At 58.6% G+C, this 20,786-nt stretch carries 16 protein-coding genes; 4 read left to right on the top strand and 12 right to left on the bottom strand.

Features of this window, described 5'->3' with window-relative positions; translation table 11 throughout:
- Positions 1 to 12: 12 nt before the first annotated feature.
- From mrdA to HDF14_RS09295, 4 genes are all read right to left on the bottom strand, one after another.
- Positions 13 to 1,944 (bottom strand): penicillin-binding protein 2, encoded by a 1,932-nt coding sequence (gene mrdA, locus HDF14_RS09310; RefSeq protein WP_183975777.1) that lies wholly within the window; start codon positions 1,942 to 1,944, stop codon positions 13 to 15.
- A gap of 81 nt (positions 1,945 to 2,025) precedes the next feature.
- The gene (mreD, locus tag HDF14_RS09305) at positions 2,026 to 2,550 is read right to left on the bottom strand and encodes a rod shape-determining protein MreD (RefSeq protein WP_183975776.1); all 525 of its coding nucleotides are present in this window, start codon (positions 2,548 to 2,550) and stop codon (positions 2,026 to 2,028) included.
- Positions 2,551 to 2,575: 25 nt separating this feature from the next.
- Positions 2,576 to 3,865, bottom strand: coding sequence for a rod shape-determining protein MreC (gene mreC, locus HDF14_RS09300; RefSeq protein ID WP_183975775.1), 1,290 nt, complete (start codon positions 3,863 to 3,865; stop codon positions 2,576 to 2,578).
- A 197-nt stretch (positions 3,866 to 4,062) separates the two neighbouring features.
- The gene (locus HDF14_RS09295) at positions 4,063 to 5,223 is read right to left on the bottom strand and encodes an alpha/beta hydrolase (RefSeq protein ID WP_183975773.1); all 1,161 of its coding nucleotides are present in this window, start codon (positions 5,221 to 5,223) and stop codon (positions 4,063 to 4,065) included.
- 60 nt (positions 5,224 to 5,283) lie between these two features.
- Here HDF14_RS09295 and era point away from each other — a divergent pair, with 60 nt between their 5' ends.
- Entirely contained in the window at positions 5,284 to 6,333 is a 1,050-nt protein-coding gene (gene era / locus HDF14_RS09290; protein WP_183975771.1) for a GTPase Era, read from the top strand.
- A 21-nt stretch (positions 6,334 to 6,354) separates the two neighbouring features.
- Here the strand turns inward: era and HDF14_RS09285 are convergent, their stop codons facing one another.
- The 3 genes from HDF14_RS09285 to ald form a co-directional block, all read right to left on the bottom strand.
- A complete protein-coding gene (locus tag HDF14_RS09285; RefSeq protein ID WP_183975769.1) occupies positions 6,355 to 7,725 on the bottom strand; it encodes a sigma-54-dependent transcriptional regulator in 1,371 nt (456 codons plus the stop codon).
- Complete coding sequence (locus HDF14_RS09280) at positions 7,722 to 10,322, bottom strand: sensor histidine kinase (protein WP_183975767.1); 2,601 nt, start codon at positions 10,320 to 10,322, stop codon at positions 7,722 to 7,724. Before HDF14_RS09280 ends, HDF14_RS09285 begins: the two co-directional genes overlap by 4 nt.
- Positions 10,323 to 10,398: 76 nt before the next feature.
- Complete coding sequence (ald, locus tag HDF14_RS09275) at positions 10,399 to 11,511, bottom strand: alanine dehydrogenase (RefSeq protein WP_183975766.1); 1,113 nt, start codon at positions 11,509 to 11,511, stop codon at positions 10,399 to 10,401.
- A 319-nt stretch (positions 11,512 to 11,830) separates the two neighbouring features.
- Between ald and HDF14_RS09270 the strand changes: the two genes are divergently transcribed.
- Together HDF14_RS09270 and HDF14_RS09265 are read left to right on the top strand one after the other, a co-directional pair.
- On the top strand, positions 11,831 to 12,895 hold the full coding sequence (locus tag HDF14_RS09270) for a rod shape-determining protein (protein ID WP_281376834.1): 1,065 nt from the start codon (positions 11,831 to 11,833) through the stop codon (positions 12,893 to 12,895).
- A 358-nt stretch (positions 12,896 to 13,253) separates the two neighbouring features.
- Positions 13,254 to 13,466: a hypothetical protein gene (locus HDF14_RS09265; protein ID WP_183975764.1), complete on the top strand. Its 213-nt coding sequence runs from the start codon at positions 13,254 to 13,256 to the stop codon at positions 13,464 to 13,466.
- 58 nt (positions 13,467 to 13,524) lie between these two features.
- Here HDF14_RS09265 and HDF14_RS09260 read toward each other — a convergent pair whose 3' ends face one another.
- The 4 genes from HDF14_RS09260 to HDF14_RS09245 form a co-directional block, all read right to left on the bottom strand.
- On the bottom strand, positions 13,525 to 15,009 hold the full coding sequence (locus HDF14_RS09260) for a hemolysin family protein (RefSeq protein ID WP_183975762.1): 1,485 nt from the start codon (positions 15,007 to 15,009) through the stop codon (positions 13,525 to 13,527).
- Entirely contained in the window at positions 15,006 to 15,713 is a 708-nt protein-coding gene (gene ybeY / locus HDF14_RS09255; protein WP_183975760.1) for an rRNA maturation RNase YbeY, read from the bottom strand. Before ybeY ends, HDF14_RS09260 begins: the two co-directional genes overlap by 4 nt.
- Entirely contained in the window at positions 15,710 to 16,672 is a 963-nt protein-coding gene (locus tag HDF14_RS09250) for a glycoside hydrolase family 16 protein (RefSeq protein WP_183975757.1), read from the bottom strand. The genes ybeY and HDF14_RS09250 overlap by 4 nt, the downstream gene beginning before the upstream one ends.
- A 79-nt stretch (positions 16,673 to 16,751) precedes the next feature.
- On the bottom strand, positions 16,752 to 17,789 hold the full coding sequence (locus HDF14_RS09245) for a PhoH family protein (protein ID WP_183975756.1): 1,038 nt from the start codon (positions 17,787 to 17,789) through the stop codon (positions 16,752 to 16,754).
- A 468-nt stretch (positions 17,790 to 18,257) separates the two neighbouring features.
- On the opposite strand from HDF14_RS09245, the gene rpsT reads away from it, so the two are divergent.
- Entirely contained in the window at positions 18,258 to 18,536 is a 279-nt protein-coding gene (rpsT, locus tag HDF14_RS09240) for a 30S ribosomal protein S20 (protein WP_183975755.1), read from the top strand.
- Between the two features lie 380 nt (positions 18,537 to 18,916).
- On the opposite strand, the gene HDF14_RS09235 is transcribed toward rpsT, so the two are convergent.
- Positions 18,917 to 20,686 carry a hypothetical protein gene (locus tag HDF14_RS09235; protein WP_183975753.1) on the bottom strand — a complete coding sequence of 590 codons (1,770 nt, stop codon included), beginning with the start codon at positions 20,684 to 20,686 and terminating at the stop codon, positions 18,917 to 18,919.
- Positions 20,687 to 20,786 lie beyond the last annotated feature (100 nt).

Genomic DNA, 20,786 nt, shown 5'->3' with positions numbered 1-20,786 from the left:
GGCTGGTCCGTCCTATTCGGCGCTCGGCACGGTGGGTGTTGCGCTGGCAGTGGTCTCGGGCTTGGCAGGCTCGGGGGTGGTGGCGACGCGGATGTTGTTGTCGCGTTTGCGCTGCTTGTTGACGAAGGCGTCGATAATCTGGGAGGCGAGCTTGGCGGAGTTGTTGCCCCAGTTGCCATGCTCCCAGAGGACGGCGACGACGATGTCTGGATTGCGCCGTGGAGCCATGCCCACGAACCATGCGTTGGGTTCAGTGTTGTGGCCTTTGTTAGTCTTGGCGAGAGCATCGTGGCCGATGACCTGCGCGGTGCCGGTCTTGCCGGCGAAGTCGACACCTTCAAGATGCGCGGCGTAGGCGGTGCCGATGGGGCTACTGGTGACGTTGGCCATGGCGTCGGTGATGAGCTGCCAGTTCTCCGTGGTCAGCGGAATGGTCGCGTCTCCGGAGCCCGGAAAGGACTCGCGGATGGCTTGAAGCATGTCGGGTGGAATCTCGTCAGCGAAGACGACATGCGGACGACGAAGAACACCCCCGTTAGCGACGCCACTGAGGGCGCGTGCGAGCTGGATGGGGGTCGCGGTGACTGCGCCTTGGCCAATACCGACCGAGATGGTTTCGCCGGCGAACCACTTGTCATGCTGCGTTTTCAGCTTCCAAGCTGTGGAGGGCATAGTGCCGGCGACCTCGTCGGGCAGGTCGATGCCGGTCTTTTGACCAAGGCCGAGAGAGGTCGCGTACTTCGCGATGGTGTCGATACCGAGACGGTTGGCGAGTGTGTAGTAGAAGGTGTCGCAGGAGTACGGAATGGCGTTGTTGATGTCGACTGCGCCGTGGTGTTTGTCACAGGCGTAGAAGTGGCCGTAGAACTCGGCGCCACCGTTGCAGCTGACGTGCATGGTCTGGGCGACATTTTCCTGGAGGCCAGCGACCGACATGATGATCTTGAAGGTGCTTCCTGGGGCGAGCTGCGCCTGAAGGCTCTTGTTGAGCAACGGATGGTCGGGATTGTTGATGATCTCGTTCCAGTAGTTTTTGGTGAGGCGGACGGAGAATTGGTTGGGGTCGTATGTAGGGCGAGAGACCATCGCGAGAATCTCACCGGTATGCGGGTCCATCGCAACGATCGCGCCGTTTTTGCCATCGAGCGCCTTCTCGGCGGCAATCTGGAGGTCGAGATCGATGGTGAGTTTGAGGTCTTTGCCTGGGACGGCAAGCTCTTGGCCAAGGTGGCCTAGTTCTTTACCGTGGCTGTTAACGATGACGTCTCGGCTGCCGTCTTTGCCACGTAGCAAGGCATCATAGGTCTGCTCGACGCCGGAGCGGCCGACGACATCGCCGGGCGAGTAGAAGGCGTAGCGGGGGTCGTCGAGCATCTGCTCGGAGACTTCTCCGACGTAGCCGATAAGATGGGCGGCGAATCCGTCACGAGGGTAGAGGCGGCGCTGTTCGTCGAGGGTTTCGAGCTCGGGAAGCTCGTCACGGTGAGCTGCGATAAAGGCCTGTTCGTCGGGCGAGATGTCCTGCTTTAGAGGGATTGGCTGATAATTTGGGGCGATCTGGTAGCGGCGCAGTGTGGACTGGATCTGCTCAACCGGAATGTGGAGGCCTTGAGCGATGAGAGGAAGGTCGGCTTCGAGATCCTTGACTTGTTCGCGGAGAAGGTAGCAGGAGACAGAGGGATAGTTATCGACCAGCAGACGACCTTCGCGATCGAAGAGGCGGCCGCGAGGGGCCAGAATCGGGACTTTGCGTATGCGGTTGGCTTCGGCGAGTGCGCGAAAGTTATCAGCGCCGAGGACCTGAAGTCTCCAGAGGCCAGTGATCAGAATGACGAGAATGAATGCGACGATGTACTGAGCCGCGTGAAGCTTACCCGCAGAGACTTTTTCGGCTTTGCCGCTGGGGCCGACGTCGTTCGGGTCGATATGGTGAGTGAGTTCCATGCTATTTCAGTCTACGACTGGAGTTGATGATCCGGGTCTACCACTGTTGTGTTGTACGTTTTAGACGATTGGATTTGGGCTTTACTCGTTCCTCTTTGTGTTATCGAGCAGAAAAAAGATAGGGAGGGCAACCGCCGTATTGATCGCGGCGCGAATGAGTTCGTGGCCCCAATAGATGTGGAAGTTCGTGAGTCCAAGGAGTCGACGGTTGATGAGGAAGAGCAGGAAGCTATTGATAAGAAAGAAGCCGAAGTTGATGAGAATGCGGGTAGTGAGGTTTTCTACGTCGATCTGAATACCTATGCTGGCGGCGATGTAGCCGATGACGGATTTCGCCATACCGTTAACGCCGATGGGCTGGGCGGTGAGGGCGTCCTGGAGGAGGCCAATAGCTGCTCCGGTGAGGGTGCCGGCGACGGGATTGCGGCGCGAGACGGCGAAGAAGACGGTGACGATCAGAGGGAGATCGAGGATGGCAAGCCGCGGAAAGGGTCTGGGAAGCAGCGCCTGCAAAAGGATGGCACCCAGCGGCACCAGGAGCGCAACGGCAGGGGGAAAGCTGTGCTGCTCTAGCTCTCGGCGGGATGTGAAACTGCGGGTGGCCATTTTTTATTTTGAGAGATTGCTACGGTTAAGGGTTTGGGGGCTGAGTTGGGTCTGATAGAGGTTGGGGTTTGCGGGGCTTTGGTTGCGCGGGCTTCGGTGTAGCCGGTTGAGTTGTTGCGTCCGGAGTGGGAGTCTGAGGTATTGACGGATTATTGGTCTCTGGAGCGCCGGGCTTGAGATCAGCTGCCGATGGAGTGGCTCCGGACGAGTAACGGTCGGAGTGGAGAGTGGGGAGCGGTTTCGGAACCACGCTGACCGGGGGCGTGGTGGTAGCAGGCGTTGTTGCGGTGCCGGCCTTAGCATCAGTCGCGTCGTCGTGAATGCTAGGCAGACGATCAGCTACGATCTGAGCGGCAGAACGAGCGGCAGCTTCCGCTGCCTGTTGGTCAGCAAGTTGTTTGTCGGCGGCCTGAGCCTCGGCGGTCGCGGCTCCAGTGACAAGATCCTTTTGAGCCTGATCAGAAAGTGTGGCTTGAGTCCCAGTGATGACCAGAACCTCTTCGAGCTGGTTCAGATTAGCGGCGGGACGAAGCTGGATCAGCGTGTAGGGCTGGTGATCGGGATCGACCTTGATGGACTCGATGATTCCGACGGGAAGACCTCGCGGATAAACTTGATCACCGCCGGAGCTGAGGACCTGCTCCCCGGGCTTGATGCGGTCGTCGGGCGTGAGGTTGTTGATCAGAATCTGACCGGTGGTGCTGCCCCGGAGGATGGCACGGATGCGCGTGGTGGCCAGGAGAACGCCGGCGCCTGAGGTCTGATCGTTTATCAGGAGCACCTGGGAGGTGTGCGGAAAGACATCGCGAATCTTTCCGACGATGCCGTCCGGCGTGATAACGGCCTGGTCGGCCTTGAGGCCGTCCTTTGCACCTTTGTCGATGTAGATGACGCGCGAAAGGTCGTTACCGCTGGTGCCGATCACCTGGGCAGCAACTGTGGCCGATACATAGTGCTGCTGGAAGTCCAGCAGTGCCTGCAGACGATGACCCTGCATGGCGTCTTCGGCGAACGAGGCCTGTTCTAGTCGGAGACGCGCGATCTGATCCTGAAGGTCGTGATTTTGTTGGCGAGTGTTGCGGAGGTCTACGTAGTTGGACCATCCGTAGCGAATAGTGTGGCCGATCCCGTGGAAGAATCGCTCAAACGGAGTGACGATGGAGACGGCCCAGTATCGAATAAGCGTGACCCTGCTGCTGTCAGGGGCGCCCGATTCGACGGGGCGGCGAACCTGGACGGCAAGGCCGATGGTCTGGGCTAAGAGGATGGCAACCAGGACCAGAACATTCTTGAAGCGTGTAAAGAAAGATTCCATGCGCTAGCACTGATTATCCGCGAAGTGACGCGCAGGCGGAGGTGGCGTGCTGGATGCGGCGTGCAACTTTTTCGTGATGCCGTCCACAATCGTATTCACCGGGACCCTGCGCCAGGGTGAAACTCTGATCATGATCTCGCATTGTGACGCTCATCCGCCCGTAGCCCTCACAGACAATGCTGGGAAGATCCAAACCGCTATTTTTGCTGGAATAACAGCGGAGCGAAGTGGATCAAGTTGTCGCGCCAGACCATCCACGTGTGGTAGCCGGGGGTTTCGATCTGCTGGACGGGCATACTCTTACTTTTAAGAAAATCAATGAGTTTGCGATTGGGCTCGATAAGCGAGTCTTCGGTTCCGCAGGCGACCCAGAGCAGGCGGAGGTTCGCAGCTTTGGGATCGAGCGACGCGAGTTTCTGGCTATATTCGAGGTTGTGAACGGCAGAACTGAATCCTCCGATCCACGCAAATTTATCCGGATGGGAGAGGCCGATCTCGAGGCTTTCAAGGCCGCCCATGGAGAGACCAGCGATGGCGCGGTCGTTGCGGTCCTTCGAGACATGATAGTCAGACTCGACACGCGGGAGAACCTCGGTGAGCAGCGCTTTGGCGAACAGATCGACGTTATGGTCGATGGCGGCTGGATCTTCCCATACATGGAACTGGTGAATGAAGGACATATCCCCGTAACCGAGCGGCATCACGACCACCATAGGCTTGATCTTGCCTTGCGCAAGCAGATTGTCGAGGATTAGTTCGGCGCGGCCGACAGCCGTCCAGCCTGAGTCCGAGTCACTCCACCCGTGAAGCAGATAGAGGACCGGATACGGCTGTGGAGCCTTCCGATCGTAGCCCGGCGGGGTGTAGACGTAATAACGGCTCTGGTTTTGAGGCAGCCCAAGGACGGTATCAGTGGTGTACGTGTAGTGGTGCAAGATGCCGTGCGGGACGTTGGTTACATCCCAGAGTTGGGGGGTGTCCCCGGGCACAATGAGTTCGTTCGCGGTATCAACCAGGTTGATCGTGGTATCGGGATTGGCCGGATCCAATCGGAGGTCACCGTCGGCTTCAAAGTGATATCCATATATTTCAGGCGGCAGCGACGGCGTTGTGACAGTCCATATACCGGCTGCATCCTTTTTCATAGCCAGCTTCTTCGGCAGTCCGCCGACGACCAGGTCGACCTTTGTAGCTACGCCGTCTTTGTAAGCGAAGGTTACGGTCCGGTCTGAGTGAACCTCGATCGAAGAAAAGGGATTGACGGCTTGAGCGGAGAGGAAAAGTGGTGCGGTGACGGATGATAACAGGGCCAGACCTCGAACGGTTCTGCGAAGAGCTCGCAGTTTGTTGGATTTCATAGGAGCCAGTTTAGCCGAGGTTCGCCAATTAGGGCACTGCGACAGCGCATAATAAAGAGAATGGCCTTTCGCTCCGGTTTCGTCTCCATCATCGGTCGCCCGAATGCGGGTAAATCCACCTTGCTCAACGCCCTGCTCGGGCAGAAACTTGCTATCGTCACGCACAAGCCGCAGACGACGCGCACACGGATTCATGGAGTGCTCGAAGTGTCGCTGAAGAAGAAGGCCAAAGGCGAGGCCGGACATCCTGCTGCGCAGGTGGTACTGGTCGACACGCCGGGGATTCACAAACCGGATACTCAGCTTGATAAGCGGATGATGCAGGAGGTTCATGATGCATTGGAGTCGCGCGACGCGGTGCTATTTATCGTCGATGTGACGCACCGTTTGCCAAAGACTCCCGGAGCAGGAGACAGCGGAAAGGCGACTGGGCGGATGGGAATGTCAGCTGCCGAAGATGACTTTGCTCTTTCTCTGATTAAGAAACTCGAATGCCCGGTGATTCTAGTGCTCAACAAGATGGATGCAATCCCGAAGAAAGACCTGCTTCCGCTGATAGCGCATTGGTCTACGCTCCATTCTTTTGCGGATGTGATTCCGATCTCGGCACGAAAGAAAGAAGGGCTTGAGCTGCTGTTGGAGAAGGTCATAGGCCAATTGAAGGAGGGTCAGCGTTATTTTCCGAAGCATCAACTCACCGATCAGCCAGAGCGTTTCCTCGTCGCCGAACTGATTCGCGAGAAGATTTTGATGCTCACCGGCGAAGAGGTCCCATATGCGACCGCGGTCGTCATTGAAAAGTTTGAAGAGCCCGCCTCCATGAAGAAGATGAAGGACGGCAAGCTGCCTGTGACAAAGATCTCGGCGGCCATTTTCTGCGAGCGAACAGGCCAGAAGGCGATCCTAATTGGCAAGCAGGGCGAGATGCTGAAACGAATCGGCACTGCGGCACGGAAAGATATCGAATCTCTGCTGGGCACGCGGGTGTTTCTCGAACTCTTTGTGAAGGTACAGGAAGAGTGGCGTTCCAGCCGAGGCTTTGTTGAAGACCTCGACTGGCGGAGGCAACTTGAAGAGATTGCGGCCAAACAGGCTGCGGAAGAAAAATAACGGCGCAGAGTTGTTTCGGGTCTATTCTTTCACGCTGACGCCGAGTGCTTTCATCTTGCGATAAAGATGGCTGCGCTCAAGGCCGAGGCCTTCTGCGGCGCGGCTGACGTTGCCGTGGAACTCATCTAATTTTTTCAGGATGTAGTCGCGTTCGTAGGCTTCGCGGGCCTGCAGGAGGCTGGTGAACTCTTCACGACCGTTGTTCTTGTTCGCGTCTCGGGCGGAGTCGCGGTAGACGAGCATGGGCAGATGCTTGCGTTCGAGGCGCTGCGTCTTGGGATTGAGGATCAATACCCGCTCGACCAGATTGCGCAACTCGCGCACGTTTCCGGGCCAGTGATATTGCTTTAGAGCGGCAAGAGCGTCGTCGGTCATTTCCACGTGTGGGCGTCCATACTCCGCACCGAATTGCTGCAGGAACTCTTTTACCAGCAAGGGAATGTCTTCCTTGCGGTCGCGCAGTGGTGGGACGAAGAACGGAATGACATTGAGACGATAGAAGAGGTCTTCGCGGAAGTTGCCGCGGGCGATCTCTTCTTCAAGATCCTTATTGGTCGCTGCGATGACGCGGACATCGACGTGGACGGGATGGGAGGCGCCAACAGGAAGAAAGCGCTGCTCGTCCAATGCTCGTAATACTTTGGCCTGTGTCTTGAGGCTCATATCCCCGACCTCGTCGAGGAAGAGGGTGCCACCGTCGGCTCTCTCGAAGGTCCCACGCTTTTCGGTAGGTCCGCCTGGGACCGCACCATGGCGATAGCCGAAGAGCTCGCTCTCGATGTAATCCTCGGGGATGGCAGCGCAGTTTAGCTCGACGAAAGGACGATCTTTGCGCAGGCTCTCGGCATGCATGGCTCGACCGACGAGCTCTTTTCCTGCGCCGGATTCTCCGTAGATCAGCACGCGACCGTTGGTTGGCGCCATTAGCTTAATCTGTTGTCGCAGGGCTTTCATGGGAACAGAGTTTCCTGTGACCGTCCCTTTGGTGAGCTGGCGTGAGAACTCCTGATTGTCCTCGCGCATCTGGCGAGCCTTCATGGCGTTCTTGAGAACGATCAGGGTGCGATCCAGTGAGAGAGGCTTTTCGAGAAAGTCGTAGGCACCCAGTTTTGTGGCACGGACTGCGGCTTCGATGGTGCCGTGACCGCTAATAATGACGACTTCGGGAACGTTGGCCGATTCCATTTGACGGATTTCGGTGAGGGTATCGAGGCCGTCACGGTCGGGCAACCAGATGTCGAGAAGGACAACGTCGTAGGCGGCGTCGCGAAGAAGCTCCAGGGCTTCGCCGGCTGTTGCTGCGGTGGTGACCAGATAGTCCTCTTCTCGAAGGATGCTTTCGAGCGACTCGCGGATCTCGGCTTCGTCGTCAACGATGAGTACGTGATTCATTGTGGGCCTCTGGGGCGAGTGGAGGCAAAGTCGTCTTCGGCTTTGGTGCCGTTGGTTGCGGCGGCAGATTCGACTTCAACTGTCGAGTGATGACCATTCTGGGAAGGGGCATAGGCACTGAAGACAGCTGTCGCCTCGGCGTCGCTGTCCGGCGAACTGGCTGGGCGAAGCTCAACGATAAACCTGGCTCCCGCCGGCTCATTCTTCTCCGCGCGGATAGTGCCCTGATGCTCCTGGATGATCTTTGCAGCAATTGCGAGGCCGAGTCCGGTACCGCGCTGCTTGGTGGAGAAGTACGGCAAGAAGAGGCGCTGTCGCATGTCGTCGGTAAGACCGGAACCGCTGTCGGCGATGGTAAGTTCGACCATTCCGCTGTCCAGGAGACAGGTGCTTATTTGCAGCTCTCGATAGAGGCTTTGCTGCATTGCCTCGGCGGCATTGTCGATGAGATTGCCGAGAGCGCGCTTTAAGGCCTCTGGGTCTGCCATGACGAGCGGCAGATCGGGACTCATCTTACGGACGACGCGAATCGTCTGCATGCGGCCTGCGAACAAAGCCAACGAGTTTTCGACGATCGTGTTGAGGTCTGCAGGCTTCGGGCGAGCCGTGGGGAACTCCGCAAGAGCGGCAAATTGGTCAACGAGTGAACGCATGCTCTCAACCGAAGAGGTGATGACCTCAGAGCATCGGCGGATGACGGCGATGGAAGGTGGTTCCGCGCTGCTAGGTGGTATCGCGTCGGCGACGGCGCGGGCGAGGCGGTCGATGTGACGGCGAATTTGCTCGGCGCTGAGGCTGATTGGAGTAAGAGGATTCTTAATCTCGTGGGCTACCCGCCGGGCGACCTCTTTCCATGCTGACTGCTTCTGCGCGCGGAGCAGCTCGGTCGCGTTTTCAAGGACGATTACGTAGCCCTGATGCTCACGGCGCATGCGTTCGGAAGCAGCAGGCATCTCGAGCAAGGCAACTGTAGCGAGGAGATTCATGGTTCCGCCAAATCTGTCGCCCGACGTTCTGGGAAAGCCTGTAATCTCAATCTCACTCGAAGCCGAACCCATGCGATGACTGCGTTTAATGAGGCGGTCAAGTACCTCGGAGACCTCAGGCGGAAATACCTCTTCCATGACCAATCCATAGAAAGGTCGCTGTCCGCCCGGATCCATCATCTCGCTAAGAGCGCGGTTAGCGAGGACTATCCGTCGATCCGTGTCGAGCGTCGCTACGCCGTTGGGAATCGTCTCGAGCATCGTTTCGAGTTCTCCGCGACGCGCCTCAAGCGCAGTGTTGGCGGCGCTGAGTTGTACGGTGGACTCTTCGACTGCGCGGCGGCTGCCCTCTAGATCGGCGGCCATGTGATTGAAACTGCGCACTAGTTCCCCAAGCTCTTCGGTTGCACTCTCCTGCACGCGGTGGCCGTAGTCGCCTTGTGCGATAGCTTCCATCGCATCCGCAAGAGCCTCAACCGGCTTCGTCACTTGTTTTGAGAGATGAAGCGCCAACCAGCATGAGGCGAACAGAGCAAGGCTCGTCATCATCAGCAGCAGGAGCATGTAGAGATCTCTGATCTGACGACGCTCGCTGTAGAGTACCCAATACGCGTCTGCAGCCTTACGCAGATTGGTCATGGTCGCAGCCATACCGAAGGGCATAGGCAGGCCTACGACGACGGTCTCGCCCTGTTTCAGAGTAGTGGCACCCAGTGCGTAGTCGGTTGCACCAAGCGAAAACACGGGCTGGTCGACGCGCTGGGCGGCGTTGAGGATCGCGGCATCCATGGGGTCGGTGGGGGCGTGAGCGCTCGCCTCCTCCGTGTCAGCCCCGGCCACCTGGTCGGGAAGCCAAACCTTAACCTGCGCGGTGGCTCCGACGCGCTGTGGCAGGTGAAAGGTAGCAACGACGCGACCCTCGCGATAGACGATAGCAAAGCCGTTTTGCAGGGTAATTTCGTGCTGTCGCAAAACCTCGTAGACCGCCTCACGGTTCAGATGAGAGGCAGAGGGTGCGGCGGGATGCGCAGGACCATGCGCCGAACCGTGGGTCGAGCGATGCGGCTGGCTATGACTCGACGCAGGTTCTCGTGCAACTCGTTCATTGGCTACGGGAGCAACCGCCGGTGGTGCGGGCAGACTAGCGGCGATCGAATCCGCCTCGGCGCGGGCATTCGCTGTCGTGTAGTGCGCCAGTTCGAGGGCCATGTTGTTGCTGTCTTCGCGCATATCCGTGACAGGCTGAGTAAACCAGCGGTCAACGGCGCGATTCATGAGTTGATAGCTGAATGCAAACATCGAAGCGATGGGAACGAGACTGACCAGCACTGCGCCCCACAACATGCGGGTGCGCAAACGTGTACCCATCACACGGCTGCGCTGGTCCGCATACAGCTTCAGTACGTTGCGAACCAACAGCAGCAACACAGCGACGAAGAGAAGAAACGCCACGATCGACAGACCGGTGAAGATCACTGTCTGCTGGTTGCTCGCCGGTTTGGGGAGCTGGGTGTTAAAAGCGTTCAGAGTAGCAAGAGCCACGAAGAGGATGAGCAGGCACGCACCGAGAGCGACGATCCAAATCTTTCGCCGATTCGCAGTTGGTCCCATGGCCCGCTCCCCTCAGTCCCCACGATTATATGCGGCTGAGATCGGTTTTTCGTTCATTCCGCAACAGTGACGGCGGCTAAACGAGCTTCGCTACGGCCTGCCAGTCGCGCTTTTGCGCCTGAGCGACTGCGCCGTAGGTCAGGACACCGTTGAAGGTGTTGACGCCCTCGGCAATTCCCTTGTCCTCGCTGATGGCCGCGTTAGCACCCAGACGCGCTAGTTTGAGCACGTAGGGGAAGGTTGCGTTGGTCAACGCGAGGGTTGATGTGTTGGGTACAGCGGCAGGCATGTTCGTGACGCAGTAGTGAACCACACCATTGACCTCGTACGAGGGGTTCGAATGCGTCGTCGGGTGCGCGGTCTCGATGCAGCCGCCCTGATCGATCGCGACGTCGACGATCACGGCACCCTTCTTCATCTTCGCCACCATCGCTTTGGTGACGATTTTTGGGGCGGCCGCGCCCGGAATCAGGACGCCCCCAATGACGAGGTCGGCATCGCGAACGGCGTGCTCGATGTTGTAGCTGTTCGAGGCGACGGTGTGGAGGCGGCCGCCGAAGATGTCATCCAGTTCGCGCAGACGATTCAGGTTCAGATCGATCAGCGTGACCTTCGCGCCCATTCCGAGCGCGATCTTTGCAGCGTTCGTGCCGACGATACCCCCGCCGATGATGCAGACGTTGCCTGGGGGTACGCCTGGAACACCTCCCAGGAGAACTCCGCGCCCGCCATGCTCCTTCTCGAGGTAGGCTGCGCCGACCTGGACGCTCATGCGGCCCGCGACTTCGCTCATTGGGGTTAGCAGCGGTAAGGCGCCGGTGCGATCACGGACGGTTTCATAGGCGATGCCTGTGACTTTCGACGTAAGCAGCGCGTCGGTCAGGTCGTTGAGCGGAGCCAGATGGAGATAGGTGAATAGAACCAGACCCTCGCGGAAGTGCTTGTACTCTTTCTCGACCGGCTCCTTGACTTTGACGACCATCTCGGCGAGCCGCCACACATCATGTGCCGAGCCGACGATCTCGGCGCCCGCTGCCTGGTATTCGTCGTCGGGCATGGCCGACAATGCACCGGCGTTGTGCTCTACGAGAACTTTGTGTCCAGCTTCGACCAGTGCTTTGACACCAGCTGGGGTTACTCCTACGCGGCTCTCGTGATCCTTCACTTCCTTCGGCACACCAATAATCATTCGTCTGTCTCCACATCGCTGAAGCTTATTTGATTGTATCTATTCGCACTGGAAGGATGTCACAGGAGTATGAGAAGGCCTCTCGCGACCGCGCTCTATAACCAAACGTGAAGATCCTCTTCTCGCGCTTGAGAGTACGGCTCGACTGTCATGTGAGAATTCTCATCTATCCGTGCATGTTCTGCTGCCGGTGCAGTGTGAACCATAACGGGACTAACACAGAAGAGGCATGCTAACTGGTTAGGTTAGGTGCTGAAATACCGCTTGCTAAAGGAATACACTAGTGTGAGTCTCTTTTTAGGATCGATCGCAAACACCTATGTCTTCGAATAGTTTTCAGATGCGTTACTCCCGCATTCACAATATGCGGTCTCTTTTCAGCCTCTTTTCCAGCGACCTTGCTATCGACCTCGGCACGGCGAATACGCTTGTCTTCGCACACGGCAAAGGCATCATCGTCAACGAGCCTTCGATCATCGCGGTGAATAAGATCACCAACGAGGTTGAGGCTGTCGGCAAAGAAGCCAAGGAGATGCTTGGCCGCACACCGGGAAATATAGTCGCCATCAAACCGATGAAGGACGGCGTGATCGCCGACTTCCGTCACACCGAGAAGATGTTGAACTACTTCATCCAGAAGGCTCACAACCGGAAGATGATGGTGCATCCTCGCATCGTGATTGGCGTTCCGTCTGAGATCACGCAGGTTGAGAAGCGCGCGGTTATGGACTCGGCTTACCGGGCCAAGGCGTCCGAGGTTCACCTGGTCGAACAAGCCATGGTGGCCGCGATTGGCGCGGGTTTGCCGATTACCGAGCCGGGCGGCAACATGGTTGTCGACATTGGCGGCGGCACAACCGATATCGCGGTGATCTCGCTGGCCGGCATTGTCTACTCGCGTTCCGTGCGCATGGCCGGAAACCAGATGGACGAAGCCGTGATGACGTACCTGAAGCGGAAGTACAACCTGCTGATCGGCGAGCGTACCGCGGAACAGATCAAGATCTCGCTTGGTTCGGCGTATCCGCTGGATAAACCTATTTCGATGGAGGTCAAGGGACGCAACCTGATCGAGGGCGTGCCGAAGACCATCACCATTGAAGACTCCGAGATTCGCGAGGCGCTCTCGGAGTGCATTGCGACCATCATCAACGCGATTCGCGTTGCGCTTGAGAGAACTCCGCCGGAGCTTTCGGCAGATATCTCCGACCGTGGCATTGTGCTTACCGGTGGCGGGGCGCTGATCAAAAATCTGGACAAGCGGATTCGTGAAGAGACGGGGCTTCCAGTTTCGATCGCGGACGATCCGCTGGCCTCGGTAGTGCTGGGTACGGGCAAGATGCTGTCGGATTTCAAACTGCTTCGCAAGATTTCTATCGACTAATCGACTTTGGTTCTACTCTGGTTGGGCAAAGGCTCCGGATTCTCCGGGGCTTTTGCTTTTTCTGCTGGTGAGGGTACCCCCCCCCCGTCGCCTTCGTGTAAGTGCTTATTTATTAGTAGTTTACGAGAGATATACCCTTGCAAATTCGTCATAGCAAATGGGTTACGGCCAAATTCGTCCAAACAAAGGATTTAGCGAGTCTCCTTTTACAAAAAGAAGAAGCCCGGGTGGGTACCTGGGCTTTTATGAACTGTGATCAGTATATCGGTCCGTGGGTAACTGCTGCGCCACGCTTATGTCGTTGGTGGGTAGCGGGTTAGATGGTTTAGGGGCTTGACAGGTTGATTGAGGGGAGGAGATGAAGATCCCCTTCGGGGATGACAACCAGAACGGCAACGGCAACGGCAACGGCAACAACAACGGCAGCGGCAGCGGCAGCGGCAGCGGCAACGACAACGACAACGACAACGACAACGGAAAATACAGGGATCCTTCGAGTACGTTGCTCAGGATGACGAGCGCTTGGGGTTGGGAAGAACAAGCGACGGCGGGTCAACTTTGCTTAGGATGACAAGTGTTTTGTCTTGGGCTGGAAGGACTTGCGACGGCAGGGCGAGCGATAGCTGCGGCTAGGCGGCGGGGAGGTTGGCGAGGCTGACTCGGATGCGGTCGATGCGGCGGTCGGTGCTGGCTAGTACTTCGAGGCGGAGGCCGTCCTCTTCGACGACTTCGCCGGGTAGGGGGATGTGGCCGGCGATCTCGGAGACGAGGCCACCGAGGGTTGTGGATTCGTAGTGCTCGGGAAGACGGACGGCTGTGGGGTCGTCGCGAGTGTCGCGGGGCTCGCGTAAATCTCTTATGTCTTTGGCATCGTCGGAGTCTTCCCTGCTGTCGCTCCAGTGAGCGGCTTCCGCTGATTCGAAGGCCTCGTCTTCGGGATCGTGGGGTTCGCTGTCTTCGGCGGGGCGTCCGTTGCGGTTCGGTTGTTCGAATTGATCTGCGAAGAGGTCGCGGAGGCGCGAGAGCTCGAAGGAGCCGGAGACGACGTAGGCGCCGTTGGGTTCGCGGATGGGTTCGTCGTCGGCTTCGGGCTCGTCGTGCTCGTCGGCTATGTTGCCTACGATGGCTTCGAGCAGATCTTCAATGGTGACGAGGCCTGCGACGCTGCCGTACTCGTCGATGACAATGCGCATGTGTTGTTTTTCGCGCTGCATCTCGCGGAGGAGCTCAGCCACCCTTTTTGTCTCGGGTACGAAGGCGGCTGGGCGCTGGATCTGTGCGACGGTGAGGGTGTTGGCTTCGGCGTCGAGGACTTTCAGGAGATCGTGGGCGAAGGCGATGCCGGTGACGTGATCGAGCGAGCCGTTGTAGACGGGGACGCGGGAGAAGGCGTGCTCGTTAATGGTGGCGGTGAACTCCTGCAGGGTGAGGGTGCCGGGGACGGAGAATATTTCCGGGCGAGGGGTCATGACCTCGAGGACGACTTTGTCGCCGAACTCTACAGCGGAGCGGACCAGCTCGCGATCGGACTCTTCGAGGATCCCTTCTTCTTCGCCGGCTTCGAGGAGTGCGTCCATGGCTTCGGAGGGATGATCTTCTTCGGTGGTGTCTTCAGGTTCGGCGAGCGCGGCGATGGAGAGGAGGAGGCCGAGGAGGAGGGTGACGGGAAGGATGAGATAGAAGAGGGCCTGGAGAATGGGGGTGATGCGCCTGATCCAAAGGCCGCGGGTGCGGGAGAAGAGAAGCTGGGGGAGGAGACGATCGAAGATGAGGATGAGGAGGATAAGCTCAAAGACGGCGCGAAGGATCTCGCCTGTGGTTGGGGTGCGGGCGAGGGTTGGGACGAGTGTGGTGTGGCTGTAGAGGCGGAGGCCGGAGAGCAGAGCCAGGGCGGCGAGCGAGAGTTGACGAAGGACGGAGGCGGAGAGCGCGATGGACTCGCGACCGAGGCGGAGGCGGGGTTCGACAACGCGCTCCCATGAGTCGATGTTGTCCTGATACTCGCGGGCGAGAAACTTGCCCATCTCGGAGTAGATGCGATCGACGTAGGCAGCCAGCGCCAGGATGGCTAGGAGGAGGAGGAGGGCGATGGTGTAGGCGTAAGAGGAAGTCACTTTGCGCCTCGCTTGTTTTTAATCTTCGTACCTTTGGGTTTTTTGGTGGTTCGTGCGAAGTGCGGGGGTCTCTCCACTGCGGCGGCATAGTGCGCCACCTTCGGTCGAGATGACGATTTTTTAGTGAGGGTCGGAGATGTTTTTGTTGAGTGTGATAGCGATTTCTTAGTGATGGCTGAAGATGGTTTTGTTGAGCTGGGTTGCGATTTCTTCAAACGTGAAGAGTTCTCTTTGGCGGCGCGCGTCATCGACTTTCGCGGGAGTGCAGTGGTGCGTTCGATGAGAGTGTTTGAGAGCTTGAGTTTGGTGCGGAGCGTGGCTTCGCGGGCGGCCATCTGTCCGTTGTCGGTTTCGTGATCGAGGCCGGAGAGGTGGAGGAGACCGTGGAGGAGGAGGATTCTTACTTCGTCGCGCAGGGAGTGGCTGTAGGTGGCGGCCTGGCGGGCTGCTGTTTCGAGGGAGATGGCGAGATCTCCGGCGTGCGTATCTGCGATCTCGTCGGGCGTGGGGAAACTGAGGACGTCGGTAGGCTTGTTTTTGCCGCGGAAAGATTTGTTGAGACGACGGAGGGTGGGGTCGTCGGCGAGCAGGACCTCGACCTGGCCAGTGAGGCCGACGGCGAGGCGGGCACGGTTAAGGAAGCTCGTCAGGCCGGGGCGTGAGAGATTTTCCTTGAGGCTTGATGGTGGCTCGATGGTGATCATTGAAGGGGCTTCGGTGCTGCGGCCGTTACGAGAGGCTTTTGGGTGGACTCGGTTTGGCTGGATTTCGTGTTGTTCGGCTTGTAGACGCGGACATAGTCGACGACCATCTGCTGGGGGAAAGTAGTGGTCTGGTCGGGGTTGCCGGGCCAGTCCCCGCCCGTTGCCAGATTCAGGATGATGAAGAAGGGATGATCGAAGGCCCAGTGGGTGCCGGGCGGCAGATCGGCGGGAGTGCGATGCGTGATCAGGTGATCATCGATGAAAAACTTTAGGTCGTTGGGGGCCCACTCGACGGAGTAGAGATGGAAGGCAGTGTTGACAGCTTCGCCCCCGGGGAGGATAAAGCGGGCGGGGATGGCGTGGTCGCGGCTGTAGCCGGGGCCGTGAAGGGTGCTGTAGATCTGGGTGGGGTCTCCGATGTTCTCCATAATGTCGATCTCGCCGCATTCAGGCCAGGGGTCGGAGTCGATATTGCTGCCGAGGAGCCAGAAGGCGGGCCAGATGCCTTTGCCGGTGGGAAGCTTCATGCGGGCTTCGAAGCGTCCGTAGGGCTCGGAGAAAAGGCCCTTGGTGAGGATGCGGGCGGAGGTGTAGGGCTGGGTGATGCCGTCGGGACCGGTGTGGGTTTCTTTGAGCGCGGTGATGATCAGGTGGCCGTCCTGCTGATGGGCGTTGGCGGGACGGTTGGTGTAGGACTCGAGTTCGTGATTGCCGTAGCCACTGCCACCGATGTCGTAGGTCCACTTTGTGGGGTCGGGCGATGTGCCGTTGGGGCCGTTGAACTCGTCGCTCCAGGTTAGGGTCCAGCCTGCTGGGGGGTGAGGGGACTGTGCTTTGAGAATGGGTGCGAATCCGGTTATGAGAGACAGCGCGAGGCAGGCACGTGTGAAGGTGCGCAACTGGCCGGGGCGGCGGGGCGCGGAGATGGAGTGAGTACTTGGAGGTTCGATGGTGGTCATCGCTCGGAAGCAGGTGGTGCTAAATGTCACAGGGGGCTGAATGCGCCCCCTGTCCTTGATTATCGCAGATTGCTTGTGTTCATTGAGGTTTTGGTATGGGTTTGGAGGCCTGGATGACGTTTGGGTCGGGTAGGGCAGTTTCGCCGATGGGAAGAGGAAGCTGCTGCTGAGCCTTGCCGTAGCTGTCGTAGGCCCGGACGATGCGCTGGACGAGCTGGTGGCGGACTACGTCGACATCTTCGAAGTGGCAGAAGCGAATGCCTTCGACACCGTCGAGGACGTGGAGAGCTTCGAGGAGGCCGGACTTCTTCGGGTTGGGCAGATCGGTTTGGGTGAGGTCGCCGGTGATGACGGCCTTGGAGTTGTGGCCGAGACGAGTGACGAACATCTTCATCTGTTCCATGGTGGTGTTCTGGGCTTCGTCCATGATGATGAAGGCGTCGGAGAGGGTACGGCCACGCATGAAGGCGAGTGGGGCGACCTCGATGACGTTAGACTCGAGGAGCTTGTCAACCTTGATGGGGTCGAGAAGATCGTAGAGGGCGTCGTAGAGGGGGCGGAGGTAGGGATCGACTTTTTCCTGGAGGGAGCCGGGGAGGAAGCCGAGGCGTTCGCCGGCTTCGACTGCGGGACGGACCAGGATGATGCGGCTGACTTTTTTCGCCATGAGGGCGCTGACCGCCATGGCGACGGCGAGGTAGGTTTTACCTGTACCGGCGGGTCCTAGACCGAAGGTCATGTCGGATTGTTCGATGGCCTCGACGTATTTGCGCTGGTTGGGCGAGCGGGGCTGAACCATGCGTTTGACGCCGGCGGAGCGCTGCTTGCCAGCGTCGACGAGGGATTTGAGAGTGGTGGCGGGGTCGGCGACGACGAGTTTGAGCATGCCGTGGAGTTCGCCGTTGTGGAGGTTGATGCCGGATTTTCGGAGGGTGTCGAAGTCGGAGAAGACTTGTTCGACGCGGGCAACGTTGGTGGCTTCGCCGGTAACGTGGATAGCGTCGGAGCGGAGATCGATCGTGACGTTGAGTTTGTCCTCGAGGATGCGGAGGTTTTCGTCGTGGGTCCCGTACAGGGGCTCAATGCCAGGTGTGATTTCCAGGGATTTTTTAATCAAGTAGTGTGCTGACCTCCGTCAGGGGGAGCTGGGTTGGGTACATGGCCGGTTGACCTGAGATTTTTAGGGGGGAAGAGCGGGCACTGACTGGTGGCGCATTTGCTGCGCCCTTTTACTGCGACCGGGATGGCGAAAGGTGCCAATCTAGTGTCGAAGATGGGCAAAGAGTAGAACGTCAGGGAGATGGCGTCAAGGGGCAAATGATGAATTGATTTTGAAGGGGAGCCGAGATTGGATCGTGGCACCAGCATGTTTTGGTATGTGAGATGCTTTTTGGCGGCGAAAGGACGGTTTTTGGGGTAAAGACGGTTGACCGGATGGCTGGGTTTCCGTAGACTTAGATATTGCAGGGAGTGCGGCAGGCTTGTTTAGCGCTGCTCCAAGGCTGTGACTGGAAGCAACGTCAGCTGGCCTCTAGCCTGCATCCCATTTTCCCCTACAAACGTACGGGTTGAGAGAAGAGAGTTTATGGCAAATCATGTTTCGTCGTTGAAGCGCGCACGTCAGACCGTAGCCAAGACCGCGGTGAACCGCTCGAACAAGAGCAAGCTGCGCGGAACGTTGCGCCTTCTGCGCGAGTCGATCGCCAAGGGCGACCACACCGCAGCAACCACCCAGTACCGTGAGACCGCTTCGATTCTGGACAAGAGCGTTCAGAAGGGCGTTCTGCATAAGAACACCGCGAGCCGCTATAAGAGCCGCTTGAATGCTCGTGTGAAGGCTGTTGCGCCGAAGAAGGCTGCTTAGTTTTCAGCTATTTGCGCTGAGATTTTCGTCTTTAGAAGCGATAGCAACAGATTCTCTTCGGGCATGACAACAAGAAAAGCTAAGATTTAAAGAGGCTGGCTGCGGGAGACCGCGGCTGGCTTTTATCTTTTGTGAGCTCCTCTACGCTTCACGTGTCAGCGGGCTCAAAGCCTTGACGGCAAATAACAACGGCAAAAAACGAAATACGGGTCTCTCCACTGCGTTGCGCGATGAGACCGCGCGACTTCGGTCGAGATGACGATTCCTGTGGGGGGTGTCTTAGAACAAAAGCAAGAACAAGAACAAAGACAAGAACAGGGCAAGAACAAGGACAAAGGCAGGACAAGGACAACGGCGACGATGTGGCAGGAGAGCGGACTCTACTGCGGGGTGTCCTTGGGATGGTCGGGGTTTGCGGGTTTGTCTGAGGGCTTGTCGGTTGGAAGGGTATAGAGGGTCGGGGGTTTGCGGTGGGCTTCCGGGGATGGGTCGCCGGAAGACTGAGCGGTACCGGAGGCTAGGCTGGGGTTGTCGGGGGATTGTGCGGGAGGCTGGGCGGGTTGGCCGGAGGGTTCGGCGGTAGCCTGAGCGGGACGGCGGGAGAGTGGGGTGGTGGCCTGATCGGGATGCTCGGGGGGGGGCTGACCTAGGTCGTTCGAGGCCGGGGCGTTGGCGTGGGTCGCAGGTTGGGAGGTCTGGTCGGAGTCGGAGGTTCCTGCGGTGGGGCTGACTACGGCGTTGTCGGGCTGGGCTTCGGGTTGAACGGTGGAGTCGGCCTCTTCGTCAGAAAGGGTGGGCTGGTTTGCGAAGTGAACCGGGAGATCGTTCGCGGGAGGAGCAGATGTCTGGGCCAGTTTGACCGCATTCACCTCCTTGGAGGTGAGCGCCGGAAGGCGATAGATCTCAATGGCGTCGGCGTGGATGAGAGCGAAGGAGAGGCCGTCGGGAGAGAGGGCGAAGTTCTGTCCTGCGCGCTCGATGGGGGAGCAGTCAACGTGCAGGATCTGCTTGCCGCTGTCGGTCTGATAGACGACGACGGTTTGGGACGATATCTCGTCGGGACTAACGGGCTGGTCGGCTACTACGGAGTTGCGCAGGAGAATCCGGCTGAGGGCGAATCGGCCGCTTGATGGAGCGAAGACGAGCGATGGGGCGATGAAGTCACCGAAGAGGCCTTGCTCCCACATCTCTTGTCCGCGCATGTTGAAGCCGCCCACTGCGCCGACGGTATGGCTGTTGCGGCAGCCGAAGACGATGAATTCGCTGTGGCTGACGAAGAGGGGATAAGGGTGGCAGGTGGAGTCAAAGGGAGAGAGTTCGTCGACCTTACCGGTGTAGGAGTGGAAGTCGAAAGCGTAGTGTTGACGGCCCTGGTCGACTGTGTCGAGATAGCCGGCGACGGTGATGGGGGCTCCTCCGACGGCTCTGGATCGTGCAATACCTGCGTATTCGGCTTTGATGGGGGCGGCGGGCTCGGCGGGTGGATGGAGACGATAGAAGTTCACTTGAACGACGGGGTGTTCGGGAGCCGGTTCGATGGGCGTGGGGCCGAAGAGGGGAGTCTTCGGTTTGGGCGGAGCGGGCGTACGTTTGATGGTCTCAACGGTGAGCAGGTCGGCGTCGGGCGAGAGGATGACGGCGGCTATGCGACGATTTTCTGTGGAGAGAAATGGCCGCTCAGCAAAGGACTTGCCGGTGGAGAGGTTGGCGAGGGGAGCGAAGGTGGTAAGGGTATCGCGGATGCGTAGTAGGAAGTGACCGTGGCCGAGGCTCCACAGATACTGCCCGTGGTCGTGCGTGCGCCAGGTGGTGCGGGCGAGGGCGTGGCCGGAGGGGAGTTCGATCAGGACGGCGTCGATGGTGCGGTCCATATCGTCCTCGGGCTCGTCGGGCAGCCGCGTGAGAAGGTGGCGGGCGCTGAAGGTGAGCAGAAGATGCTCATTGTCGACGTAGTGGATGGTCAACATGGAGCTGCCTGCGAGGAGGAACTGCTCGGAGAGTGGTTGGAACCCGAACGGTTGCAGAGGAAGACGCTGGTCGGGAGTGGCGACGCGCGCGGCGAAGAGGGCTTGAGCGAAGAAAAAAAGAAGAGCACCCATGAGCGAGAGGCAGTGGCGCAACGTCGAAATGAGAGGTTTAGAAACCTTCATGGGAACCGTCATGGGAGTGGACGCGTATCTCTGCTCACCGAGAACGCTCGAGTAATGGTTTCACAGACGCGCGAGCGTTGCCAATGTATGCAGACGATGT

Source organism: Tunturiibacter gelidiferens (assembly GCF_014201335.1).
Lineage (GTDB): Bacteria > Acidobacteriota > Terriglobia > Terriglobales > Acidobacteriaceae > Edaphobacter > Edaphobacter lichenicola_E.
This window is presented reverse-complemented; position numbering and strand designations above follow the sequence as displayed.

What these genes read in the sequence shown, in the direction of transcription:
- ald (WP_183975766.1), bottom strand. Translation starts at nt 11,511, where the DNA reads ATGATTATTGGTGTGCCGAAGGAAGTGAAGGATCACGAGAGCCGCGTA.
- HDF14_RS09250 (WP_183975757.1), bottom strand. Translation starts at nt 16,672, where the DNA reads ATGACCACCATCGAACCTCCAAGTACTCACTCCATCTCCGCGCCCCGC.
- HDF14_RS09235 (WP_183975753.1), bottom strand. Translation starts at nt 20,686, where the DNA reads ATGAAGGTTTCTAAACCTCTCATTTCGACGTTGCGCCACTGCCTCTCG.
- mrdA (WP_183975777.1), bottom strand. Translation starts at nt 1,944, where the DNA reads ATGGAACTCACTCACCATATCGACCCGAACGACGTCGGCCCCAGCGGC.
- mreC (WP_183975775.1), bottom strand. Translation starts at nt 3,865, where the DNA reads ATGGAATCTTTCTTTACACGCTTCAAGAATGTTCTGGTCCTGGTTGCC.
- HDF14_RS09265 (WP_183975764.1), top strand. Translation starts at nt 13,254, where the DNA reads ATGAAGATCCCCTTCGGGGATGACAACCAGAACGGCAACGGCAACGGC.
- rpsT (WP_183975755.1), top strand. Translation starts at nt 18,258, where the DNA reads ATGGCAAATCATGTTTCGTCGTTGAAGCGCGCACGTCAGACCGTAGCC.
- ybeY (WP_183975760.1), bottom strand. Translation starts at nt 15,713, where the DNA reads ATGATCACCATCGAGCCACCATCAAGCCTCAAGGAAAATCTCTCACGC.
- HDF14_RS09285 (WP_183975769.1), bottom strand. Translation starts at nt 7,725, where the DNA reads ATGAATCACGTACTCATCGTTGACGACGAAGCCGAGATCCGCGAGTCG.
- era (WP_183975771.1), top strand. Translation starts at nt 5,284, where the DNA reads ATGGCCTTTCGCTCCGGTTTCGTCTCCATCATCGGTCGCCCGAATGCG.
- HDF14_RS09270 (WP_281376834.1), top strand. Translation starts at nt 11,831, where the DNA reads ATGTCTTCGAATAGTTTTCAGATGCGTTACTCCCGCATTCACAATATG.
- HDF14_RS09295 (WP_183975773.1), bottom strand. Translation starts at nt 5,223, where the DNA reads ATGAAATCCAACAAACTGCGAGCTCTTCGCAGAACCGTTCGAGGTCTG.
- HDF14_RS09280 (WP_183975767.1), bottom strand. Translation starts at nt 10,322, where the DNA reads ATGGGACCAACTGCGAATCGGCGAAAGATTTGGATCGTCGCTCTCGGT.
- mreD (WP_183975776.1), bottom strand. Translation starts at nt 2,550, where the DNA reads ATGGCCACCCGCAGTTTCACATCCCGCCGAGAGCTAGAGCAGCACAGC.